The 19634-nt window shown below is 73.1% G+C and carries 15 protein-coding genes; 6 read left to right on the forward strand and 9 right to left on the reverse strand.

Features of this window, described 5'->3' with window-relative positions:
• Positions 1 to 38: 38 nt before the first annotated feature.
• The gene (locus ACZ4MO_RS03950) at positions 39 to 1871 is read right to left on the reverse strand and encodes an ABC transporter ATP-binding protein (protein WP_255180828.1); all 1833 of its coding nucleotides are present in this window, start codon (positions 1869 to 1871) and stop codon (positions 39 to 41) included.
• A gap of 65 nt (positions 1872 to 1936) precedes the next feature.
• Here ACZ4MO_RS03950 and ACZ4MO_RS03955 point away from each other — a divergent pair, with 65 nt between their 5' ends.
• The gene (locus ACZ4MO_RS03955) at positions 1937 to 2515 is read left to right on the forward strand and encodes a PH domain-containing protein (RefSeq protein ID WP_175008009.1); all 579 of its coding nucleotides are present in this window, start codon (positions 1937 to 1939) and stop codon (positions 2513 to 2515) included.
• 65 nt (positions 2516 to 2580) lie between these two features.
• Here ACZ4MO_RS03955 and ACZ4MO_RS03960 read toward each other — a convergent pair whose 3' ends face one another.
• The 6 genes from ACZ4MO_RS03960 to ACZ4MO_RS03985 all read right to left on the reverse strand — a co-directional run bounded on the left by ACZ4MO_RS03960 (position 2581) and on the right by ACZ4MO_RS03985 (position 11150).
• On the reverse strand, positions 2581 to 3618 hold the full coding sequence (locus tag ACZ4MO_RS03960; RefSeq protein WP_175008008.1) for an ABC transporter permease subunit: 1038 nt from the start codon (positions 3616 to 3618) through the stop codon (positions 2581 to 2583).
• Positions 3615 to 5144, reverse strand: a complete 1530-nt coding sequence (locus tag ACZ4MO_RS03965) for an ABC transporter permease (protein WP_043654595.1) — start codon at positions 5142 to 5144, stop codon at positions 3615 to 3617. The genes ACZ4MO_RS03960 and ACZ4MO_RS03965 overlap by 4 nt, the downstream gene beginning before the upstream one ends.
• Positions 5145 to 5383: 239 nt before the next feature.
• Positions 5384 to 7240: an ABC transporter family substrate-binding protein gene (locus ACZ4MO_RS03970; protein WP_249355850.1), complete on the reverse strand. Its 1857-nt coding sequence runs from the start codon at positions 7238 to 7240 to the stop codon at positions 5384 to 5386.
• Positions 7241 to 7566: 326 nt separating this feature from the next.
• Positions 7567 to 8652, reverse strand: coding sequence for a redox-regulated ATPase YchF (ychF, locus tag ACZ4MO_RS03975; protein ID WP_175008006.1), 1086 nt, complete (start codon positions 8650 to 8652; stop codon positions 7567 to 7569).
• Between the two features lie 51 nt (positions 8653 to 8703).
• On the reverse strand, positions 8704 to 10290 hold the full coding sequence (locus ACZ4MO_RS03980; RefSeq protein ID WP_175008005.1) for a hypothetical protein: 1587 nt from the start codon (positions 10288 to 10290) through the stop codon (positions 8704 to 8706).
• Positions 10272 to 11150, reverse strand: a complete 879-nt coding sequence (locus ACZ4MO_RS03985; protein WP_083385291.1) for an ABC transporter ATP-binding protein — start codon at positions 11148 to 11150, stop codon at positions 10272 to 10274. Before ACZ4MO_RS03985 ends, ACZ4MO_RS03980 begins: the two co-directional genes overlap by 19 nt.
• Positions 11151 to 11270: 120 nt before the next feature.
• On the opposite strand from ACZ4MO_RS03985, the gene ACZ4MO_RS03990 reads away from it, so the two are divergent.
• On the forward strand, positions 11271 to 12779 hold the full coding sequence (locus ACZ4MO_RS03990; RefSeq protein ID WP_175008004.1) for a DNA recombination protein RmuC: 1509 nt from the start codon (positions 11271 to 11273) through the stop codon (positions 12777 to 12779).
• Positions 12780 to 12824: 45 nt separating this feature from the next.
• Here ACZ4MO_RS03990 and ACZ4MO_RS03995 read toward each other — a convergent pair whose 3' ends face one another.
• Positions 12825 to 13904 (reverse strand): 4-hydroxy-3-methylbut-2-enyl diphosphate reductase, encoded by a 1080-nt coding sequence (locus ACZ4MO_RS03995; protein WP_175008003.1) that lies wholly within the window; start codon positions 13902 to 13904, stop codon positions 12825 to 12827.
• A gap of 196 nt (positions 13905 to 14100) precedes the next feature.
• On the opposite strand from ACZ4MO_RS03995, the gene ACZ4MO_RS04000 reads away from it, so the two are divergent.
• From ACZ4MO_RS04000 to ACZ4MO_RS04015, 4 genes are all read left to right on the forward strand, one after another.
• Positions 14101 to 15507 carry a polysaccharide deacetylase family protein gene (locus ACZ4MO_RS04000; RefSeq protein WP_175008002.1) on the forward strand — a complete coding sequence of 469 codons (1407 nt, stop codon included), beginning with the start codon at positions 14101 to 14103 and terminating at the stop codon, positions 15505 to 15507.
• A 226-nt stretch (positions 15508 to 15733) separates the two neighbouring features.
• On the forward strand, positions 15734 to 16930 hold the full coding sequence (gene xseA, locus ACZ4MO_RS04005) for an exodeoxyribonuclease VII large subunit (protein ID WP_499278634.1): 1197 nt from the start codon (positions 15734 to 15736) through the stop codon (positions 16928 to 16930).
• 58 nt (positions 16931 to 16988) lie between these two features.
• A complete protein-coding gene (locus ACZ4MO_RS04010; protein ID WP_175008000.1) occupies positions 16989 to 17282 on the forward strand; it encodes an exodeoxyribonuclease VII small subunit in 294 nt (97 codons plus the stop codon).
• The gene (locus tag ACZ4MO_RS04015; RefSeq protein WP_175007999.1) at positions 17279 to 18241 is read left to right on the forward strand and encodes a PfkB family carbohydrate kinase; all 963 of its coding nucleotides are present in this window, start codon (positions 17279 to 17281) and stop codon (positions 18239 to 18241) included. The genes ACZ4MO_RS04010 and ACZ4MO_RS04015 overlap by 4 nt, the downstream gene beginning before the upstream one ends.
• An 84-nt stretch (positions 18242 to 18325) precedes the next feature.
• Here the strand turns inward: ACZ4MO_RS04015 and ACZ4MO_RS04020 are convergent, their stop codons facing one another.
• Positions 18326 to 19579, reverse strand: a complete 1254-nt coding sequence (locus ACZ4MO_RS04020; RefSeq protein WP_074809206.1) for an ABC transporter ATP-binding protein — start codon at positions 19577 to 19579, stop codon at positions 18326 to 18328.
• Between the last annotated feature and the right edge of the window lie 55 nt (positions 19580 to 19634).

The following is a 19634-nucleotide window of genomic DNA, read 5'->3' on the forward strand; positions in this document are numbered from 1 at the left end:
GGGCGTCGTGATGGCTCAGCGAGCCGTGGAGCGTGCGGTCAGAAGCCGGCGCCCGCGGTGGGCGGGGCGCTGCGCTCGTGGTCCACGTCCTCGCGCGCCGCCGCGAGCGCGCGCTCCTCGTCTGCCAGCGAGGACACCTCGTCGTTCGCGATGTCGCGGGCGGCGGCCTCGAGGAGGGCGTCGCGAGCGGCACGCCGCTCGCGCTGCGCGGCCGGGTCCGGGACCGGGACGGCCGCGAGCAGGCGCTGCGTGTACGCGTGCTTCGGCTCGTGCACGATCTGCGACGTGTCGCCCACCTCGACGAGCTTGCCCTTGTGCATCACGGCGATGCGGTCGGACAGGAGCTCCACGACCGCGAGGTCGTGCGAGATGAACAGGCACGCGAACCCGTGCTCGCGCTGCAGGTCGGTGAACAGGTCGAGGACCCTCGCCTGGACCGACACGTCGAGGGCCGACGTCGGCTCGTCCGCGACGAGCAGCTTCGGCTCGAGCGAGAGCGCCCGGGCGATGCCGACGCGCTGACGCTGACCGCCCGAGAGCTCGTGCGGGTAGCGGTTGCGCATCGCGCGGGGAAGCTCGACCTGGTCGAGCAGGCGCTCGACCTCGCGGCTGAGCTCCTTGCCCTTGACGCCCTTGTGCAGCATGAGCGGCTCACCGATCGACTCGCCGATCGGCAGGCGCGGGTTGAGCGACGACCCCGGGTCCTGGAACACGATGCCGACCTCGGTGCGCAGCGGCCTGAGGTCCTTGGGCCGGGCGCCCACCATGTCCGTCCCGACGATCTTCAGCGAGCCGCCCGTGACGGGCAGCAGGCCCACGGCCGCGCGGCCGATCGTCGTCTTGCCGGAGCCGGACTCGCCGACCAGGCCGACGACCTCGCCCTGGTGGATCTGGAGCGAGACCTCGTCGACCGCCCGGAACGCCGCCTGCCGACCGCGGCCCGGGTACTCGATGATCATGTCCTGCGCGTCGAGCACGAGCGGCCGCTCGGGGGCCGGCGCGCCCGCGGGCACGCGGTCCGTGGCGGTCGTCGTGCCGCGCTTGGAGCCGAGGTGCGGCACGGCCTCGAGGAGGCGCACCGTGTACGGGTGCTGCGGGTTGCCGAAGATCTCGGCCGACGTGCCGCGCTCGACGACCTGGCCGTCCTTCATGACCATGATCGAGTCCGCCATGTCGGCGACCACGCCCATGTCGTGCGTGATGAGGATGATCGCCGCGTCGACGCGGTAGCGCAGGTCGCGCAGGAGCTTGAGGATCTCCGCCTGGACCGTGACGTCGAGCGCCGTGGTCGGCTCGTCGGCGACGAGGAGCTTCGGGTCGCACGCGAGCGCCTGCGCGATCATCGCGCGCTGGCGCTGACCGCCGGAGAGCTGGTGCGGGTACGCGTCGAAGCGGCGCTCCGGCTCGGGGATCTCGACGAGCCGCAGGAGCTCGATCGCGCGCTTCTTCGCATCGGCGGGACCGACGTTGAAGTGCGTCCGGATGGTCTCGACGATCTGGAACCCCACGGTGTAGACGGGGTTCAGCGCCGTCATCGGCTCCTGGAAGATCATGGAGATCTCCTTGCCGCGGACGTGCCGCAGCGAGCCGTGCGACATGCCGATGAGCTCGCGGTCGCCCAGCTTCGCCGAGCCGCTGGCGCGGCCGTTCGGCGGGAGCAGGCCCAGCAGCGCGAGCGACGACTGGGACTTGCCCGAGCCGGACTCGCCGACGATCGCGAGGACCTCACCGGAGTGCAGGTCGTAGCTCACGTCCGCGGCCGCGGGGTACCAGGCCTTGTCGACGTAGAAGTCCACGCCGAGGTTGCGCACGGTCAGCACGGGGCTGCCCTGGCGCGCGGCCGGGGCCGCGGGAGACGTCTCGATGGCCACGCTGATCAGTGTCCTTCCTGCTGGAGCCGGCGCTCGTGGCGCCGCGACTCTGCGAGCATGGGCGCATGGGTCCCACGCTGGTCTTCCGTTCGACGTACGGCCGAGTTCTCACGGTGGCGACGGGCCTCGTCGCCGTCGCCCTGGGTGTGAGCACGGCCTTCACGGGGGACGTCGGCGCGGTCGTCGGCGCACTGGTGCCCGCCGCGCTCGTGACGTACCTCGTCTGGATGCTGTTCTGGCGTCCCGCCGTCGAGGTGTCCGACGGCGGGGTCGAGGTCCGCAACGTCACGCGCACCGTGCACGTGCCGTGGACGGCGTACGAGGGCGTCGACACCCGCTACTCGCTCGAGGTGCGCTACGCGGGCGGACGCGTGACCGCGTGGTCCGCGCCCCGCTCGAGCGGCACGGCCCGCTGGCTGCGCAGCTCGCGACGGCGCCCCGTCGGCCAGGAGCAGGTGGTCACCGGCGCGAGCGCCGAGGCCGTGGCCGACGCCGTGACGCAGCGCCACGCGATGCTCGCGGCGGCCGGCCACCTCGACCGGGCGGTCCAGGGAGCTCCCGGCGCGCGCTCGACGTGGCACGTCGTGCAGCTCGCCGTGCTGGCCGCGCTCGCGGTGGGGACGGTCGTGGCGCTCACCGCCTGACCGCGGCGCGCCGCGCCGCCCGAGAGGTGCACGACCTCCCGGGCGGGCGGCGACGACGGCGGTCATCAGCTGGCCCCGGCCTCGCCGGTCGCGCTCGGCGCCGTGGCGGCCGTCGGGCGGGCGACGCGCTTCGCGCGGGCCATCTTGCGCTCGGAGGGGATGCGCTTCTGACGGGGGTCGAACGCGTCGCGCAGGCCGTCACCGATGAAGTTGACGCACAGCGCGATGGCGACGATGAACAGACCCGGCCACCAGAACAGCCACGGACGCGTCGCGAACGCCTCCTGGTAGTCGCTGATGAGCTTGCCGAGCGAGGTCGCCGGTGCCTGGATGCCGACGCCGAGGTAGCTCAGGGCCGTCTCCAGCAGGATCGCCGAGCTCATGAGCAGCGTGACGTTGACGATGATCACGCCGACCGCGTTCGGCAGCATGTGCTTGAAGATGATCCGCGTGTCGCTCGCGCCCGCGACCCGGGCCGCGTCGACGAACTCGCGCTCGCGCAGCGAGAGGAACTCGCCGCGCACGAGGCGCGCGAGCGGCGGCCACAGCACGAGCCCCAGGAACGCCCCGAGGATGAGCGCGTTGCTGCCGCCGGAGAGCAGGGCCAGCACGGCGCCGATGACGATGACGGGCATCGTGATGATGAGGTCGGTGAACCGCATGAGCCACGAGTCGGTACGACCGCGGTAGTACCCGGAGAGCGCCCCGACCAGCACGCCCGCGATCGTCGCGATGACGCCGACGGAGAGCACCACGAGGAGCGAGGTCTGGGTGCCCTGCATGACGCGCGCGAACACGTCGCGACCCGCCTCGTCCTGGCCGAAGATGTGCGCCTCCGACGGTGCACCCCCGTTGACCAGGGGGTACGTGGAGCCCTGCCCGGACGGCTTGTAGGCGTACCAGCCCTGCCAGCCGCCGATGCCGATCGAGGTGATCGCGAGCGCGACGATGCCGATCAGCACGATGAGCGCGACCACGGCGCCCTTGTGGTGGAAGAAGCGACGGCGGACGATCTGGCCCTGGGACAGGCCCTCGACCTCGCGCAGCTCGATCTGGTTCTCGACCGCGCCGCTCTGCGACGCGTCGTTCGGTGTGTTGGTCATGCGTTCACCCGGATCCGCGGGTCGAGGGCTGCGTAGATGAGGTCAGCCACGATGTTGGCGATGATGGCGAGGGCCGCGACGATGACGAGGTACGCCATGACGGGGTCGATCTCGCCGCGTTGCAGCGCGTTGAGGAAGAGCAGGCCCATGCCGGGCCGGGCGAACACCTTCTCGGTGATGATGGCGCCGCCCAGGAGCGTGATGACGTCGATGGGGACGATCGTCGCGAGCGGGATCAGCGTGTTGCGGAACCCGTGCCGCATGACGACGGTCCGCTCGGGGAGTCCCTTCGCCCGCGCCGTGCGGATGTAGTCCTGGCTCATCACCTCGAGCATGCTCGCGCGCGAGTAGCGGGTGTACCCGGCGAACTGGATGAGCACGAGCGCGATCGTCGGGAGCAGCAGGTGGGTGTACTGGTCGAGGACCTGCACCCAGAAGTTGCCGCCGAGGTTCGGCGTGCTGTTGCCGATCGTCGGGATGGGCCGGCCGTTGATCGCCGGTGCGCCGAAGTACGCGGGCCAGACCGACATCACCTTGTCGACGAAGACCATGGACCCGACGAGGAACGCGGTGATGGCGGCGGCACGCGCGGACACGCCCTTGTCGGGGCCGCCCCACGCGTACCCGACCCCGATGCCGACGCCGACGGTGACCACGGCGAGCACCAGCACGATCCACCAGTTGTCGACCTGCTTGAGGACCGACTGGATCGGGAAGTAGACGACGACCCCGATCAGGACCGTGGTGAGCGACGCATAGAGCGCGCGGCGGTTCTTCAGCCCCGAGACGAGCGCGGTGATCGCGAAGGCGAGCGCGGCGCCGGTGACGACGATGATGACCGGGCCGAGGTTCGGCTTCTCCCACCAGCCGGAGAGCTGCAGGTAGAGCAGCGCGAGCGCGCTCGCCGCGAAGCCGAGGCCGAAGACCGTGAGCCGCCGCCGCGCGGTCCCGCCGAAGGCGAGGGACCACAGCAGGCCGGAGATCACGCCGATGCCGACGATCACGAGGATCGAGAGGTTCGGGTCGCGGAGGAAGTCGTTGAAGCCGATCGCGCCCCACTGCTTGAGCAGGACGGCGACCCAGAAGGCCGGGAGGGAGTAGAGCACGAACGAGACGAAGATCGTCAGGTAGTCGAAGGTGCTGTACTGCCGCAGCGCGCTGACGATGCCGACCATGACGCCGAAGACCACGGCGAGGACGGTCGCGGCGGCGACGAGCTGGATCGTCGAGATGACGGCGCCCTGGAGCAGCGTCGAGACGGACTGGCCACTCTGCCAGGCCGTGCCGAGGTCGCCGGTGACGAAGTCGCCGAGCCACTTGAAGTAGCGGATCACCGACGGGGTGTCGAGATCGAGGTCGGCGGTGCGCTGGGCGATCAGCTGGGCCTTGTTGGGCTTCGTGCTCGACTCGAGATCCGCGAAGATGTACGGCCGGATCGCGGCGTCGACGAGCAGGTACATCGCGAACGTGGACACGAGGAGGGTCGCCAACCCTGCCAGCACACGCCGCGAGATGAAGGAGAACATCGGAGGTCTTACCTCGCTGGTCGGTAGGGACCCCGGGTCAGGGGCCGGTCGATTCTACGCGCGGGTCTCGCGTGGTCGTGAACCGAGGGCCCGGGACGCCGCGGGTCTGGGCGTCGGGGCGGGTGCACGCGAGGACCGGGGGCCCCGGGCGGACAGCCCGCCGGAACCCCCGGTCTCACACCTGGACGGCCCTGCCACCGCACGGGGCGGCGGCAGGGCGCGTCAGGGACTCAGGGCACTCAGCCCTCGAACGTCCAGTTCCAGAACCCGTGGAAGATCGTCGGGCTGATCGTGATCGACTCGACGCCCTTCAGGTTCTCGTCCCAGCCCTGGATGGCGGGGAACTGGAAGATCGTCACGCCGAAGCCGTCGGCCCAGAGGTTCTTCTCGACCTCGAGCTGGAGCTGGAACTGCTCCTCCGGGTCCGTCGAGACCTGGAGCTTGTCGAGCGCGGCGTCCACGGCAGGGTTGTTGTACTTGCCGTAGTTGTTGACGCCCGGGTTCGGCGCCCAGCGGAAGTTCGCGTCCGACTCGGTGACCGCGGTCGAGGTCGACTGCCAGCCGAAGAGCGACGCGTCGTACTGGTCCTGGCCGGTGGCGAGGAGCGTGCCCCACTCGGCGGCCGGGCGGCCCGTGTCGACGATCTCGAAGCCGGCCTGCGCCGCGGTGTCGGTGATGAGCGCGAGCTCGTTCACGCGACGCGTGTTCTCGTTGTTGTACGCGAAGCGCACCTTGACCGGGGTGGCGACGCCGGCGTCGGCGAGCAGCTGCTTCGCCTTCTCGATGTCACCCGCCGGCGGGTAGAAGTCGGAGCCGTTCTCGGCGACCATCTGGTCGTAGTTCGGCGATCCCGGGAGCAGGATGTTCGAGTTGCGCACCTCGGCGTCCGGGTTCAGCGGCTTGATGAGGTTGTCGACGATCGTCTGGCGCGGGATCGTCAGCAGGAACGCCTGGCGCACGGCCTTGGCCTTCTCGGCGTCGCCACCGTAGGTGTTGGCGTCGAACGGACCACCGTTCTGGAAGACCAGGTCGACGTGCTCGTACGTGCCCTCGATGCCCGAGTGGGTCTCGACGCCGTCGAGGCCCTCGAGCGCCGTGCGGACGTCCGCGGAGGCCTGCGGGCCGATCAGGTCGACCTCACCGTTCTCGAGCGCCTGGACCTGGGCCATCGGGTCGTCGATGTACCGGACCGTGATCGTCTCGACCGAGCCCTTGTTCTTGCCCTTGAAGTCCGGGTTCGCCTTGAGCGTGAGGTACTGGTTCTCCTTGTACTCCTCCAGCGTGTAGGCGCCGTTGGAGACGTAGAGCGACGGGTCGTCCGGCAGCGAGGTGAACTCGAAGCCCTCGTTCCAGAACTTCGAGATCTTCGCCAGCGCCGCGGTGTCGTTGTTGAGGATCGCGTCGCGGACGGCGGCCTTGGCCTCCTCCGGGTCCTCGATCTCGAGCGCCTTCTGGCCCACGACGTGCGCCGGGACGAACTCGTTCGTCCAGCTGAGCTCCCAGTCACCGAACGGCTTGTCGTACACGACGGTGATCGACTTGTTGTCGTCCGAGATCTCGGGGTTCTGCGAGATGAGCGCGACGCCCGGGTCCGAGCCGTCGAAGTAGACACCGGCGTCCACCTCGGCCTGGTTCGTGACGTTGCCCTCTTCGTCCGTCTGGGCCTCGACCGTGTTGAACTTGCCGGACTGACCGGCCCAGTCCAGCAGGATCTCCGTCGCGTCGACCGGCGTGCCGTCCGACCACTTGGTGTCGTCGCCGAACGTGTACTTCACCGTCAGCGGGTCGTCCGAGAGCTTCTCGTACGTGCCGAACGACTCGTCCTTGACGATGTTCAGGTCGGCGTCGTAGTAGCTGAAGCCCGAGTTGAGCATGTAGTTGATGACGGCGTTCTGCGTCGCGTTGCCGTTCTGGGAGCTCAGGTTGAGCTCGTTGAGCGGAGCCTCCCACGCGACGGTGACGGCGGTCGCGGTGTTGATGCCCGCGTCGTCGCCGCCGTCGGTCTCGCCCTCACCCGACGTGCCGCTGCACGCCGAGAACAGCAGCGCCCCCGTGACCGTCACGGCCAGGGCGGCACTCGTGCGCCTGATCTTCAATGTTCCTCCTCCAAGGGATGGTGGGCGCGGACGAGCGGGCGTCGATCGCCCCTCGGCCGCCCCGTCGCTCGCGCGCTCGCCCGGGGGTCGGCGCGCGTGGACGGGCATGCCCACCACGGTTTGAGGCCACGCTACCTAGCAAGTTGCGAAGGATCTCCCCCTTGCCCGGTTGCGGCAGGTGATCGTTACCGAGTTGATACTGGCCGGTACGGGCGCGTTTCCGGGCCGCGACGGCGGGGAAACACGCGCGAAACGTCCGGGCCCGGACGCACGGGCGCCCGCCGCGTCTCACGATGCGGCGGGCGCCCAGGGCTGTGACCTGCGTCTCAGACGTTGAAGCGGAACTCCACCACGTCGCCGTCGGCCATGACGTAGTCCTTGCCCTCGACGCGCGCCTTGCCCGCGGCACGCGCCGCGGCGACCGAACCGGTCTCGACGAGGTCCTCGAACGAGACGACCTCCGCCTTGATGAAGCCGCGCTCGAAGTCGGTGTGGATGACCCCGGCCGCCTGGGGCGCCGTCCACCCCTTGCGGATCGTCCACGCGCGCGCCTCCTTGGGCCCGGCGGTGAGGTAGGTCTGCAGGCCGAGCGTGTCGAAGCCGACGCGCGCGAGCTGGTCGAGCCCGGCCTCGGCCTGGCCCGACTCCGCGAGCATCTCCTTCGCCTCGTCGGGCTCGAGCTCGACGAGCTCGGACTCGAACTTGGCGTCGAGGAAGATCGCCTGTGCGGGCGCGACGAGCGCACGCAGCCGCGCCTGGAGGTCCTCGTCGGCGAGGCCCGCGTCGTCGGTGTTGAACACGTAGATGAACGGCTTCGCCGTGAGGAGCTGCAGGCTCGCGACGTCCGCGAGGTCGAGGCCCGCGGCGGCGGCGCCCTGGAAGAGGGTCGTGCCGGCCTCGAGGACCGCCTGCGCCTTCTGGGCCGCGTCGAGCAGGGCGGCGTCGCCCTTCTTGATCCGGACCTCCTTCTCGAGGCGCGGGACCGTCTTCTCGAGCGTCTGCAGGTCGGCGAGGATCAGCTCGGTGCTGATCGTCTCGATGTCGCCCTCGGCGTCCGTCGAGCCCTCGACGCGGACGACGTCCGGGTCGGAGAACGCGCGCGTCACCTGGCAGATGGCGTCGGCCTCGCGGATGTTCGCGAGGAACTTGTTGCCGAGCCCCTCCCCCTCGCTCGCGCCCTTGACGATGCCCGCGATGTCGACGAACGACACCGTGGCGGGCAGGACGCGCTGGCTGCCGAAGATCTCCGCGAGCTTGTCGAGGCGCGGGTCCGGGAGGGACACGACGCCGACGTTGGGGTCGATCGTCGCGAACGGGTAGTTCGCGGCGAGGACCTGGTTGCGCGTCAGGGCGTTGAAGAGGGTGGACTTGCCGACGTTGGGCAGGCCGACGATGCCGATAGTGAGTGCCACGTCGGCCGAGTCTACGGGCCGGGACCGCCACGCGCGGTCCCGGCCCGCGCGTCAGGCGTACGACAGCACGCGCTGGAGGAGCTCGGGCGCCCGGCGGTCGTAGGTGCGGGCGCCCCACCGCACGCCGATCACGAGGACCACGGCACCCACGACCACGCCGACCGCGAGGGTGACCCACCCGAGCACGGGCAGGTCGGCGACGATCGCGATGACGCCCGGGACGAGGAACGGGAGCGACAGCGCCAGGACGAGGAGCATCGCGACCGTCTGGGCGGCGAGGGTGGCCATCGCGGCGCCCTGCGGCTGCTTGAACGGGCTGTCGCCCGGCTTGGGCACCGGGTAGAGCAGGCGCGCCGACGTCGCGCTCGAGATGCCCGTCGAGGTGAGCAGCGTGCCCGCGGTGAGACCGAGCAGCGCGGGCAGCGCGTCCCAGCGCCCGGCCACCGCGACGGAGACCAGCGCGAAGAGGAGGGTCACGGCCCCGCCGGCGACGAGCACGGGGAGCGCCCGCCCCCAGCGGTCCGCCCGCCCCGGCACGCCCGACGACACGTGGAGCGCGAACGCGGTGTGGTCGTAGGCGATGTCTGCCGAGATGGAGAACCCGAGGATCCATGCCGTGAAGGGTGCGAGCGCGAGGAAGATCGCCGAGCCGCTGCCGCCACCGACGACGAGCAGCACGACGGGGATGAGCGGGACGACCGCGATCGACCCGGAGTAGCGCGGGTCGCGCAGCCAGTAGGTGGCCGTGCGTGCCGCGACGGCGCCCGTGGGCGTCGCGGGGAAGCGTGAGAAGAAACCGAGGCCCTTGGCACGGCCGCCCCCGCCGGAGGTGGGCGGCGTGACGAGGGCGCGGGCGAGCGACTTGTCCCACACGACCCACGCGACCGCGAGGGTCGCCAGCGCGACGACGAGCCGCGCCAGCGCGAGGCCCCACGCGCCGTCGTGCACCGCGGCGCCGAGGCCCCACGGCGCGCCGAAGGGCGTCCAGGCCGCGACGTCGGCGAGGCTCGTCACCATGCCGCGCACCGCGTCGCCGTCGACCGGGCCCTCGCCCAGCTGGGACCCCAGCCACGCGAACGCGGGCCCGATGAGGACGAGCGGCACGAACGCGGCGATCGTCACGACCTCGCGGTAGCGCCGCGACTCGAGCAGGGGCGCGAGCGCCGTCGTCGTCGCGCGCGAGCCGACGACGCACAGCGCGACCGCGACGACGGCGCCCACGAGCGCGGCGAGGACCGCGAGGGGCGTGCGCCACCACGCGAACGACGCGCCGAGCGCCGCGAGGGCCGTGACGATGCCCGGGATCGAGACGACGCCCGCGACGGCGAGGCCCGCGAGTAGCCGGCGCTGCGGGATGCCGAACAGCACGAAGCGCTGCGGGTCGAGGGTCGCGTCCACGCCGAACGCGAAGAGCGGGATCACCCACCACCCGAGGACGGCGAGCGCCCCGGCGAGGATCGTGATCGACCCCGCGAGCGCGGCGTCCTCGGTGCCGAGGACGACCATCCCGACGACGAGCATCCCGACGACGAACGACCCGTAGAGGACGCCGACGACGAAGCCGATGGTCTGCCACACGCTCCGGCGGAACGAGTTCCCCATGAGCGTGAGCTTGAGCCTTACGAACTGCGCAACCACGCGAGACCCTCCGTGCTCTGCCGACCGCCCACGAGCTCGACGAACCGGTCCTCGAGGCTCTGGTCGCCGCGCACCGCGTCGACGGTGCCCGCGGCGAGCACGTGCCCGCCCGCGACGACCGCCACGTGGTCGCACATGCGCTGGACGAGGTCCATGACGTGCGACGACACCACGACCGTCCCGCCGCTGGCGACGTAGCCGGCCAGGATGTCGCGGATGTTCGCCGCGGAGACCGGGTCGACGGCCTCGAACGGCTCGTCGAGCACGAGCGTGCGCGGCGCGTGGATGAGCGCGGTCGCGAGCGCGATCTTCTTCGTCATGCCCGCGGAGTAGTCGACGACGAACGTGTTGGCGTCCTTCGCGAGGTCGAGGGCCGCGAGCAGCTCCGTGGTGCGCTCGGCCACCGTGTCGCGGTCCATGCCGCGCAGCAGGCCCGCGTAGGTGACGAGCTGGGCGCCGGTGAGGCGGTCGAAGAGGCGGACGCCGTCGGGCAGGACGCCGAGCTGGCGCTTGCCCGCGGCCGGGTCGGCCCACAGGTCCGTCCCGTGGACGTGCGCGGAGCCGGCGTCGGGCCGCAGGAGGCCCGTCGCCATGGAGAGCGTCGTCGTCTTGCCGGCGCCGTTGGGGCCCACGAGGCCGTAGAACGAGCCGGCCGGGACGTCCAGGTCGATGCCGGCGACCGCGATCTTCTCCCCGAAGCGCTTCCACAGCGCGCGCAGTGACAGCGCGGCGGTGGGGTCCGGGGGCGCAGGCTGCCCGGGGGGAGCCGTGGGCCGGGGGTCGGGCGCGACGCCCGGCGCGAGGCCGGGGGCGGGCGCGCCGGAGGGCGCGACGGGTGGCACGGGGTGGGGATCGACCATGCCGCCAAGGTAGCGGAGCCCCCGGGCGCACGGCGGTGCCTTTTGTCACGACCTGCGCGACGACGTCCGTCCCGCGCGCCGACCGGCCGTGCTGTCGGTGCCCCGTGGGAGGGTGCGGCCATGGACTCCTCGGGATGGTTGCTCTTCGCCGTCGGACTCGTGCTGGGGCTGGTGGTCGGCGCCGCGCTCGTGCTCGCGGTGCGCCGCGCCTCGCCCGACGCCGCGGCCGCGGAGGTCCGCCGTCTCACCCAGCTCCTGGGCCAGGCGCAGCAGGACGCCGCGCGCGGCGCGGGCCTCGCCGAGCGGCTCGAGGCGGAGCGGGAGGGCTTCGCGCGCCAGCTCGGCGCAGCCCAGCGCAGCGCCGACGAGCGGCTCGACCTCGCCCGGGCCACCCACGAGCAGCAGCTCGCGGAGCTGCGGGCCGCGGCCGAGCGCCGCGTCGCGGAGATCCAGGGCGACCACCGGCGGCTCGAGGCCCAGTTCGAGGCGCTCTCGCGCAAGGTGCTCGCCGCGGGCACGGAGCAGTTCCTCGTGCAGGCGGAGGAGCGCATGCGACGCAGCCAGGAGCAGGGGGCGGCCGAGCTCGCGCGCCGCGAGGAGGCCGTGCGCCACCTGGTCGAGCCGCTCGCCGGGGCGCTGGAGAAGGTGCGCGCGGAGGTCGCCGAGGCCGAGCGCGCCCGCCTCGCCGCGCACGGGAGCCTCACGGAGCAGGTGCGCGGGGTGCGCGACGCGTCCGAGCTGCTGCGCGCCGAGACGTCGCAGCTCGTGACGGCCCTGCGGTCGTCGCAGGTGCGCGGCGCGTGGGGCGAGCTCCAGCTCCGGCGCGTCGTCGAGGCGGCGGGCATGCTCCCCCACGTCGACTTCGTCGAGCAGGACCAGGTCGCGACCGACGACGGCGCGCTGCGCCCGGACATGGTCGTGCGGCTCGCGGGCGGCAAGCAGGTCGTGGTCGACGCGAAGGTCGCGTTCCTCGGCTACCTCGACGCCCAGGGCGCCACCGACCCGGCCGTGCGCGCGGACCGCCTGGCCGCGCACGCCCGCCACATGCGCAAGCACGTCGACGACCTCGGCGCCAAGCGCTACTGGGACCAGTTCGGCCCCGCGCCGGAGTTCGTCGTCATGTTCGTCCCGGCGGAGTCGTTCCTCTCGGCCGCGGTCGAGCAGGACCCGTCGCTCCTCGAGCACGCGGTGTCGAAGAACGTCGTCATCGCGACGCCCATGACGATGGTCGCGATGCTGCGGACGATCGCCTACGCGTGGCGGCAGGACGCCCTCGCGACGAACGCGCAGCAGGTCCTCACGCTCGGCAAGGAGCTCCACGGGCGGCTGGCGGTCATGGGGTCGCACCTGGCGAAGCTCGGGCGCCAGCTCCAGAGCGCCGCGGACTCCTACAACCGGACCGTCGGCTCGCTCGAGACGCGCGTGCTCGTCAGCGCGCGGCGGTTCGCGGACCTGCACGTGGTCGACGACGAGCTGACGACGCCCCCGACGGTGAACCCGCAGCTCAGCGCGGTGAGCGCGCCCGAGCTGCTCGCGTCCGTCAACGAGTCCGTGGTCGCGATCGACGAGCGCCCCGACGACCGCGACGAGCCCCGGCGTGAGCCGTCGGCCGGCGGGGCGAGCGCCTGACCGCTCCCCCGTGGCCCACGGACGTAAAGGCTCCGGCGCAGGGCGTCAGACGGGCTGCACGGAGAGCGAGGTGCGGCCGCCGCGGGCGGGGCGCCCGCCGTCGGCCGTCGAGCCCTTGAGGTCGGCGCGCAGCTCGCGCGGCAGCGAGAACATCAGGTCCTCCGTCGCCGTGCGGACCTCCTCGACCGCGCCGAACCCGCGCTCCGCGAGGTAGGCGAGCACGTCGTCCACGAGGATCTCCGGCACGGACGCACCCGAGGTCACGCCCACGGTCGTCGCGCCGTCGAGCCAGGTCGGGTCGATCTCCTTCGCGTGGTCGACGCGGTACGACGCCCCGGCCCCCGCCTGGAGCGCGACCTCGACGAGGCGCACCGAGTTGGACGAGTTCGCCGAGCCGACGACGATGACCACGTCGGCGTCGGGAGCGAGCTTCTTCACCGCGACCTGGCGGTTCTGCGTCGCGTAGCAGATGTCGTCGCTCGGCGGGTCCTGGAGGGTCGGGAACTTCTCCCGCAGGCGTCGGACCGTCTCCATCGTCTCGTCGACGGAGAGCGTCGTCTGGGAGATCCACACGACCTTGTCCGGGTCGCGGACCACGACGTCGTCCACGTGGTCGGGCGAGTCGACGACCTGCACGTGGTCGGGGGCCTCCCCCGCGGTGCCCTCGACCTCCTCGTGACCCGTGTGGCCGATGAGCAGGATGTCGTAGTCGTCCTTGGCGAAGCGCACGGCCTCCTTGTGCACCTTCGTCACGAGCGGGCACGTGGCGTCGATCGTGTCGAGGTTGCGCGCGGCCGCGGCCGCCTTCACGGCGGGGGACACGCCATGGGCGGAGAACACGACGCGCGCGCCCTCCGGCACCTCGTCGGTCTCGTCGACGAAGATCGCGCCGCGCTCGCTGAGCGTCTCGACGACGAACTTGTTGTGCACGATCTCCTTGCGCACGTAGACCGGCGCGCCGTAGTGCTCGAGCGCCTTCTCGACCGCGACGACGGCGCGGTCGACGCCCGCGCAGTAGCCGCGCGGCGCCGCCAGCAGGACGCGCTTGCGGGTCCCGTCGGCGGCAGGGGTCGCGACGGGGCGGTCGGTCGGGGACGCGGACGAGCCGGCGGGGAGGACGCTCACGCTCCCGAGTCTAGGCGAGCGGCGGTCTCCCGACCCCGGTGAGGCCGGTCACCCACCGCCCGACCTCGACGTCGTCACGAGCCGCGCGCGAGGAGCACACAGACCCTCCGCAGGCGCCGCGCGCGGTCTGCGTGGTCGGCCGCACGCCGGGCGCGCCGGGTCGACGTCCGTGCCGCCGCCCCGCAAGATCGAGGGCATGAGCGACGACCCGGGCGGCACGACGTCACCCGACCCCGACGCGCCCCGACGGCGCCGCCGGGTGTGGTGGTGGCTCGTCCCGCTGCTGCTCGTCGTCGTCGCGGCGGCCGTGGTGGTCGTCGGGACGCTGGAGCACCGCGCCTGGGTCGCCGCGGTCGAGCGCTACGACGCCGACGTCGCGCGCGTGACGCAGGACGCGGCGGACGGCCGTGCGCAGGCCGAGGCCGCGTACCTCACGCGGCTCGTCCGGACGAGCGCCGCCGAGGTGGCGGGCGCGGCGCTGCTCGCCGCGAGCGAGGGCCAGGTGGACGACCCGGCAGTGCGCGAGCCCCTGGCCGCGGCGCTCCAGGAGGCCACCGCGCTCCGTACGACCCCGGTGGCCTACCCGGAGGAGGACCGCACCGTGGACGCGCTGTCCCGCCCGAACCCCTTGCACCCGGGCTCGCGCCCCGCCGTCCACGTCGAGGTCGTGACGGGCTCCGAGCCCACGGCGGACGCCCTGGACGAGGCCGCCACCGCCGTCGTCGAGGCGGCGGAGCCCGTCGCGACCGCGCAGCGGCAGTGGGCGTACGACGGCCTCGACGCGGCGGCGGCCGAGGGTCGGCCCGTCCTCACGGAGTCGGCCGGGCTCGTCACGGACGAGGGCACGCGCACGACGCTCGACGGGCTGCTGGCGCAGGCGACGACGACGCTCGACGCCGGCCCGGGCGGCGCCCCGGTCGCCGAGACCGTGGCGCTGCGCGACGCGGTGCTCGCGGCGACGGAGGCCGTCTGGTCGGACCGGCTGGCGCTCCAGCTCGCCCAGCGGCGCGACCAGGCGCGGGCGACGGGAGTGGACTGCGCGGTCGAGCGGTGCGTGGCGCTCACGTTCGACGACGGCCCGGGGCCCGACACCGAGCGGCTCCTGCAGGTGCTCGCGGAGAAGCACGTCTCGGCGACGTTCTTCCTCGTCGGGAGCAACGTCGAGCAGCGGCCCGACGTCGTGCGCGACACGGCGGCCGCCGGCCACCTGCTCGCGAACCACACCTGGGACCACCCGCAGCTCACGACCCTCGACGACGACGCCGTCCGCGACGAGCTCACGCGCACCCAGGAGGCGATCGAGAGCGCCGCGGGGATCACCCCGACGCTCCTGCGGCCCCCGTACGGCGACGTGGACGACCGCGTGCGGTCGGTCGCGCTCCGCTCCGGGCTCCAGGTGGTGCTGTGGAACCTGGACACGCTCGACTGGAAGACGCGCGACGCCGCGGAGACCCGTCGCCGCGCGGTGGAGGGCGCGCGTCCGGGCAGCGTGGTGCTCATGCACGACATCCACGCCTCGACCGTCGACGCCGTGCCCGGGATCGTCGACGACCTGCGCGCGCAGGGCTACCGGCTCGTCACCGTCGACCTGCTCGCGCCCTGACCGCTCGGCCGGCGCGCTCGTCGGCGTGCTCGGCGGCGTGCTCGGCATCGCGGCGCGTTGGGTGGGCGTGGGTGGGGTGCGGCAGGCTGGTCCCGTGACCGCCTCCCTCCCGCTGCCCGACGACGCCCCCCGCCCGGGTGCCGCGTCCGCCGGTCCGGCGGCACGCGGCCCCCTCCCGGCGCGCGCGCTCGAGACGAGCGCGGAGCACCCGTGGCCGGTCCGGCTCCTGTCGCGCAAGATCGAGCAGTACGTCGAGCGGATGGCGCCGGTCTGGGTCGAGGGCCAGGTGGTCCAGCTCAACCGGCGCCCGGGCACGTCGACGGCGTTCCTCACGCTGCGCGACACGGACCTCGACATGTCGCTCCCGGTGTCGGCGGCGTCCCGCGTGCTGCAGGGCACGCCGGTGGAGGAGGGCGCGCACGTCGTCGTGCACGCGAAGCCGGTGTTCTGGACGCGGCGCGGCACGCTCCAGCTCCAGGCGCGCGAGATCCGCCCCGTCGGGGTGGGCGAGCTGCTCGCGCGGATCGAGCACCTCAAGCGCGTGCTCGCGGCGGAGGGCCTGTTCGACGCCGACCGCAAGCGGCCCCTGCCGTTCCTCCCGGCCGTCGTGGGGCTGGTGTGCGGGCGCGAGTCCAAGGCGGAGCACGACGTGGTGGTCAACGCTCGCGCCCGCTGGCCCCAGGTCCGGTTCGAGATCCGCGAGGTGGCCGTCCAGGGCGCGCACGCGGTGCAGCAGGTGGGCGACGCGATCCGCGCGCTCGACGCGGACCCGGAGGTGGAGGTCATCGTCGTCGCGCGCGGCGGGGGCGCCGTCGAGGACCTCCTGCCCTTCTCGAACGAGGCGCTCGTGCGCGTCGCGGCGGCGTGCCGCACGCCCCTCGTGAGCGCGATCGGCCACGAGACCGACTGCCCGCTCCTCGACCTGGTCGCGGACTACCGCGCCTCCACCCCGACGGCAGCGGCCAAGCGGGTGGTGCCCGACGTGACGGAGGAGCGCGCCCGCGTGGCGCAGGGCCGTCAGCGCCTGCGCAGCGCGATCGCGGGGCGCGTGTCCCGCGAGCAGGCGGGGCTCGACGCGCTGCGGTCCCGGCCCGTGCTCGCCGACCCCGGGCGGATGCTCACGGACCGGCAGGAGCGGGTCGGCGCGCTGCGGGACCGGGCACGCCGGGCGCTCGACGCGCGGCTCGTGCGCGCGGCGGGCGAGGTCGGCCGGCTCGAGGCCCAGGTGCGGGCCCTGTCCCCGGCCTCGACGCTCGAGCGGGGGTACGCCGTCGTGCAGCGGGCGGACGGGCACGTGGTCCGCTCCCCCGCCGACGTCGCGACGGGCGACGTGGTGCGCGTGCGACTCGCGCACGGCGCGCTGGACGCGGCGGTCACCGGCACGCACGACAACGGACCCGCTCCCGGCCGGGAGGCGTCGTGACGCGCCCGCGCCGGTTCCCGACCGCCCGCCGGACGACCGGTCGGGCCACAACGCACAGATGGGGTTGAATACTGCCGTGACTTCCTTTGACAACGCTGTCACGCCCGACGTGTCGACGCTCTCCTACGAGCAGGCGCGCGACGAGCTCGTGCAGGTCGTCGCCCGGCTCGAGGCCGGGGGCGAGCCGCTCGAGGACTCGCTCGCGCTCTGGGAGCGGGGCGAGGCGCTCGCCGCGCGCTGCCAGGAGTGGCTCGACGGCGCACGCGCCCGCCTCGACGCGGCGCGCGCGCAGGACGAGGCGCCGGCACGCGGCACGACCGACCCCGACGACCCGACCGGAGACGACGCATGAGCACCAGCACGGACCCCGCCCACCCCGCCGCCGCGGCGCCCACCGAGCACGTCCTCGTCGTCGGCGAGGCGCTCGTCGACGTCGTGCACCGCGCGGACGGCAGCGTCGCGGAGCACCCCGGGGGCAGCCTCGCGAACGTCGCGCTCACGCTCGGGCGCCTCGGTCGCGACGCCCGGCTCGCCACGTGGCTCGGGCAAAACGCGCGCGGCGAGGCGGTACGGGCGTGGCTCGACGACTCCGCCGTGACCCTCACGGCCGGCAGCACCGACGCCCCCACGACGAGCGTCGCCACCGCGCACCTCGACGCGCACGGGGCGGCCACGTACGAGTTCGACCTGGAGTGGCGCGTCCCGGCGGGCACGGCTCCCGACGCCGGCACGCTCGCCGTCCACACGGGCTCCATCGCCGCCGTGCTGGAGCCCGGCGCGTCCGACGTCCGAGCGCTCGTCGCCGCGGCGCGCGACACCGCGACGATCACCTACGACCCCAACGCCCGGCCCGCTCTCATGGGCGACCCCGCCGACGCGCGCACCCGCATCGAGGCGCTCGTCGCGCTCGCCGACGTCGTCAAGGTGAGCGACGAGGACGTGGCGTGGCTCGTGCCGGGCGCGGACCCGGTCGCGGTCGCGCGCGAGTGGCTCGCCCTGGGCCCGGCGCTCGTCGTCGTGACGTTCGGCGGCGAGGGAGCGGTCGCCGTCACCGCGACGGGCGAGCAGCGCGTGACGGCCCCGCGCGTCGAGGTCGTCGACACCGTCGGCGCGGGCGACTCGTTCATGGGTGCGCTCCTCGACGGGCTGTGGGACGCCGGCCTGCTCGGCGCGGACCGGCGCGAGGCGCTGCGCGCGATCGACGCCGCGGTGCTCGCGGACGTGCTGCGCCGCTGCGTCGCGGTCGCCGCCGTCACCGTCTCGCGCGCCGGGGCCAACCCGCCGCGACGCGCGGAGCTCACCTCCGCCTGAGCCGGCGCACCGTGCGGAGGCCCGTCCACGAGCCCGGACACGGCTCGGCCGCCCGGGCGACTGCCCGGGCGGCCGAGACCCGTGTCAGACCTGCGCGTCCTGCTTCTGCGCCCGCTCGAGCGACCGCTTGCGGTCCTCGACGTTCTCCTGCTCGATGCGCTCCGCCTCCGCGTCGTCGCGCGTGAGGTTCTCGCTCGTCTCCGGGTCGAAGATCATCATCTTCGTCGGGTCGAACCACAGGTCGGTCACGTCGCCGTCGCGCGCCCGCGAGGCCGAGTCGAGCGCCACGACGAACTGCGTGCGCACGCCCTCGCCGTCGAGCTCGCGGTCCAGCTCGTCGAGCTGGCCCTTCACGGACTCGTGCATCTCGAACGGGACGTAGGCGTAGAGCTCCGCGCCGAGCCACTCGGTGACGTCGATCTGCGCCTCGAACGTGTGGCCCCGGTCCTTCTTCGCCGGGTCGACGAGCCGCGCGTCCTCGAAGTGCTCGGGCCGCAGGCCGACGATCACCAGGCCGCGGTCTCCGACGGCCGTCGCGATGCTCTCCGGCATGTCGAACTCGCCGAAGGGCAGCGTGATCTTCCCGCCCGAGACCTCGCCCGGCAGGAAGTTCATGGGCGGCGTGCCGATGAACCCCGCGACGAACAGGTTGACCGGCTGCTCGTAGAGGCCGCGCGGGCTCGCGACCTGCTGGAGCACGCCGCGGCGAAGGACGGCGACGCGGTCGCCGAGGGTCATCGCCTCGGTCTGGTCGTGCGTGACGTAGACGGTCGTCGTGCCGAGGCGGCGCTGGAGGCGCGCGATCTCGGTGCGGGTCTGGCCGCGCAGCTTGGCGTCGAGGTTCGACAGCGGCTCGTCGAAGAGGAACGCCTTCGCGTCGCGCACGATCGCCCGGCCCATCGCGACGCGCTGCCGCTGGCCGCCCGAGAGGTTCGCCGGCTTGCGGTCGAGGTGCTCGCGCAGGTCGAGCATGTCGGCCGCGCGCTCGACCTTCCCCCGGATCTCCTCCTCGCTGTGCTTGCCCTTCGCGAGGCGCAGCGGGAACGCGATGTTCTCCGCGACCGTGAGGTGCGGGTACAGCGCGTAGTTCTGGAACACCATCGCGAGGTCGCGCTCGCGCGGCGCCTTCTCGTTGACGCGCACGCCGTCGATCTCGAGCTCGCCCGCCGTGATGTCCTCGAGCCCGACGATCATGCGCAGGACGGTCGACTTCCCCGAGCCCGACGGCCCGACGAGGATGACGAACTCGCCGTCCGCGATGTCGAGGTTCACGTTGTCCACGGCGAGAAACCCGTCGCCGTAGCGCTTGACGATGTCCTTGAGGGTGATCGACGCCATCAGCTCTCTCCTCGGGTGCGGCGTGCGGCACGGTGCCCGGCGGACCGGGAGGGCG

Source organism: Sphaerisporangium cinnabarinum (assembly GCF_055567015.1).

Excerpts from the sequence above, each read along its gene's own strand:
- ACZ4MO_RS03955 (WP_175008009.1), top strand. The coding sequence starts at position 1,937 with ATGGGTCCCACGCTGGTCTTCCGTTCGACGTACGGCCGAGTTCTCACG.
- ACZ4MO_RS03960 (WP_175008008.1), bottom strand. The coding sequence starts at position 3,618 with ATGACCAACACACCGAACGACGCGTCGCAGAGCGGCGCGGTCGAGAAC.
- ACZ4MO_RS03965 (WP_043654595.1), bottom strand. The coding sequence starts at position 5,144 with ATGTTCTCCTTCATCTCGCGGCGTGTGCTGGCAGGGTTGGCGACCCTC.
- ACZ4MO_RS03985 (WP_083385291.1), bottom strand. The coding sequence starts at position 11,150 with ATGGTCGATCCCCACCCCGTGCCACCCGTCGCGCCCTCCGGCGCGCCC.
- ACZ4MO_RS03990 (WP_175008004.1), top strand. The coding sequence starts at position 11,271 with ATGGACTCCTCGGGATGGTTGCTCTTCGCCGTCGGACTCGTGCTGGGG.
- ACZ4MO_RS04000 (WP_175008002.1), top strand. The coding sequence starts at position 14,101 with ATGAGCGACGACCCGGGCGGCACGACGTCACCCGACCCCGACGCGCCC.
- ACZ4MO_RS04010 (WP_175008000.1), top strand. The coding sequence starts at position 16,989 with ATGGGGTTGAATACTGCCGTGACTTCCTTTGACAACGCTGTCACGCCC.
- ACZ4MO_RS04015 (WP_175007999.1), top strand. The coding sequence starts at position 17,279 with ATGAGCACCAGCACGGACCCCGCCCACCCCGCCGCCGCGGCGCCCACC.
- ACZ4MO_RS04020 (WP_074809206.1), bottom strand. The coding sequence starts at position 19,579 with ATGGCGTCGATCACCCTCAAGGACATCGTCAAGCGCTACGGCGACGGG.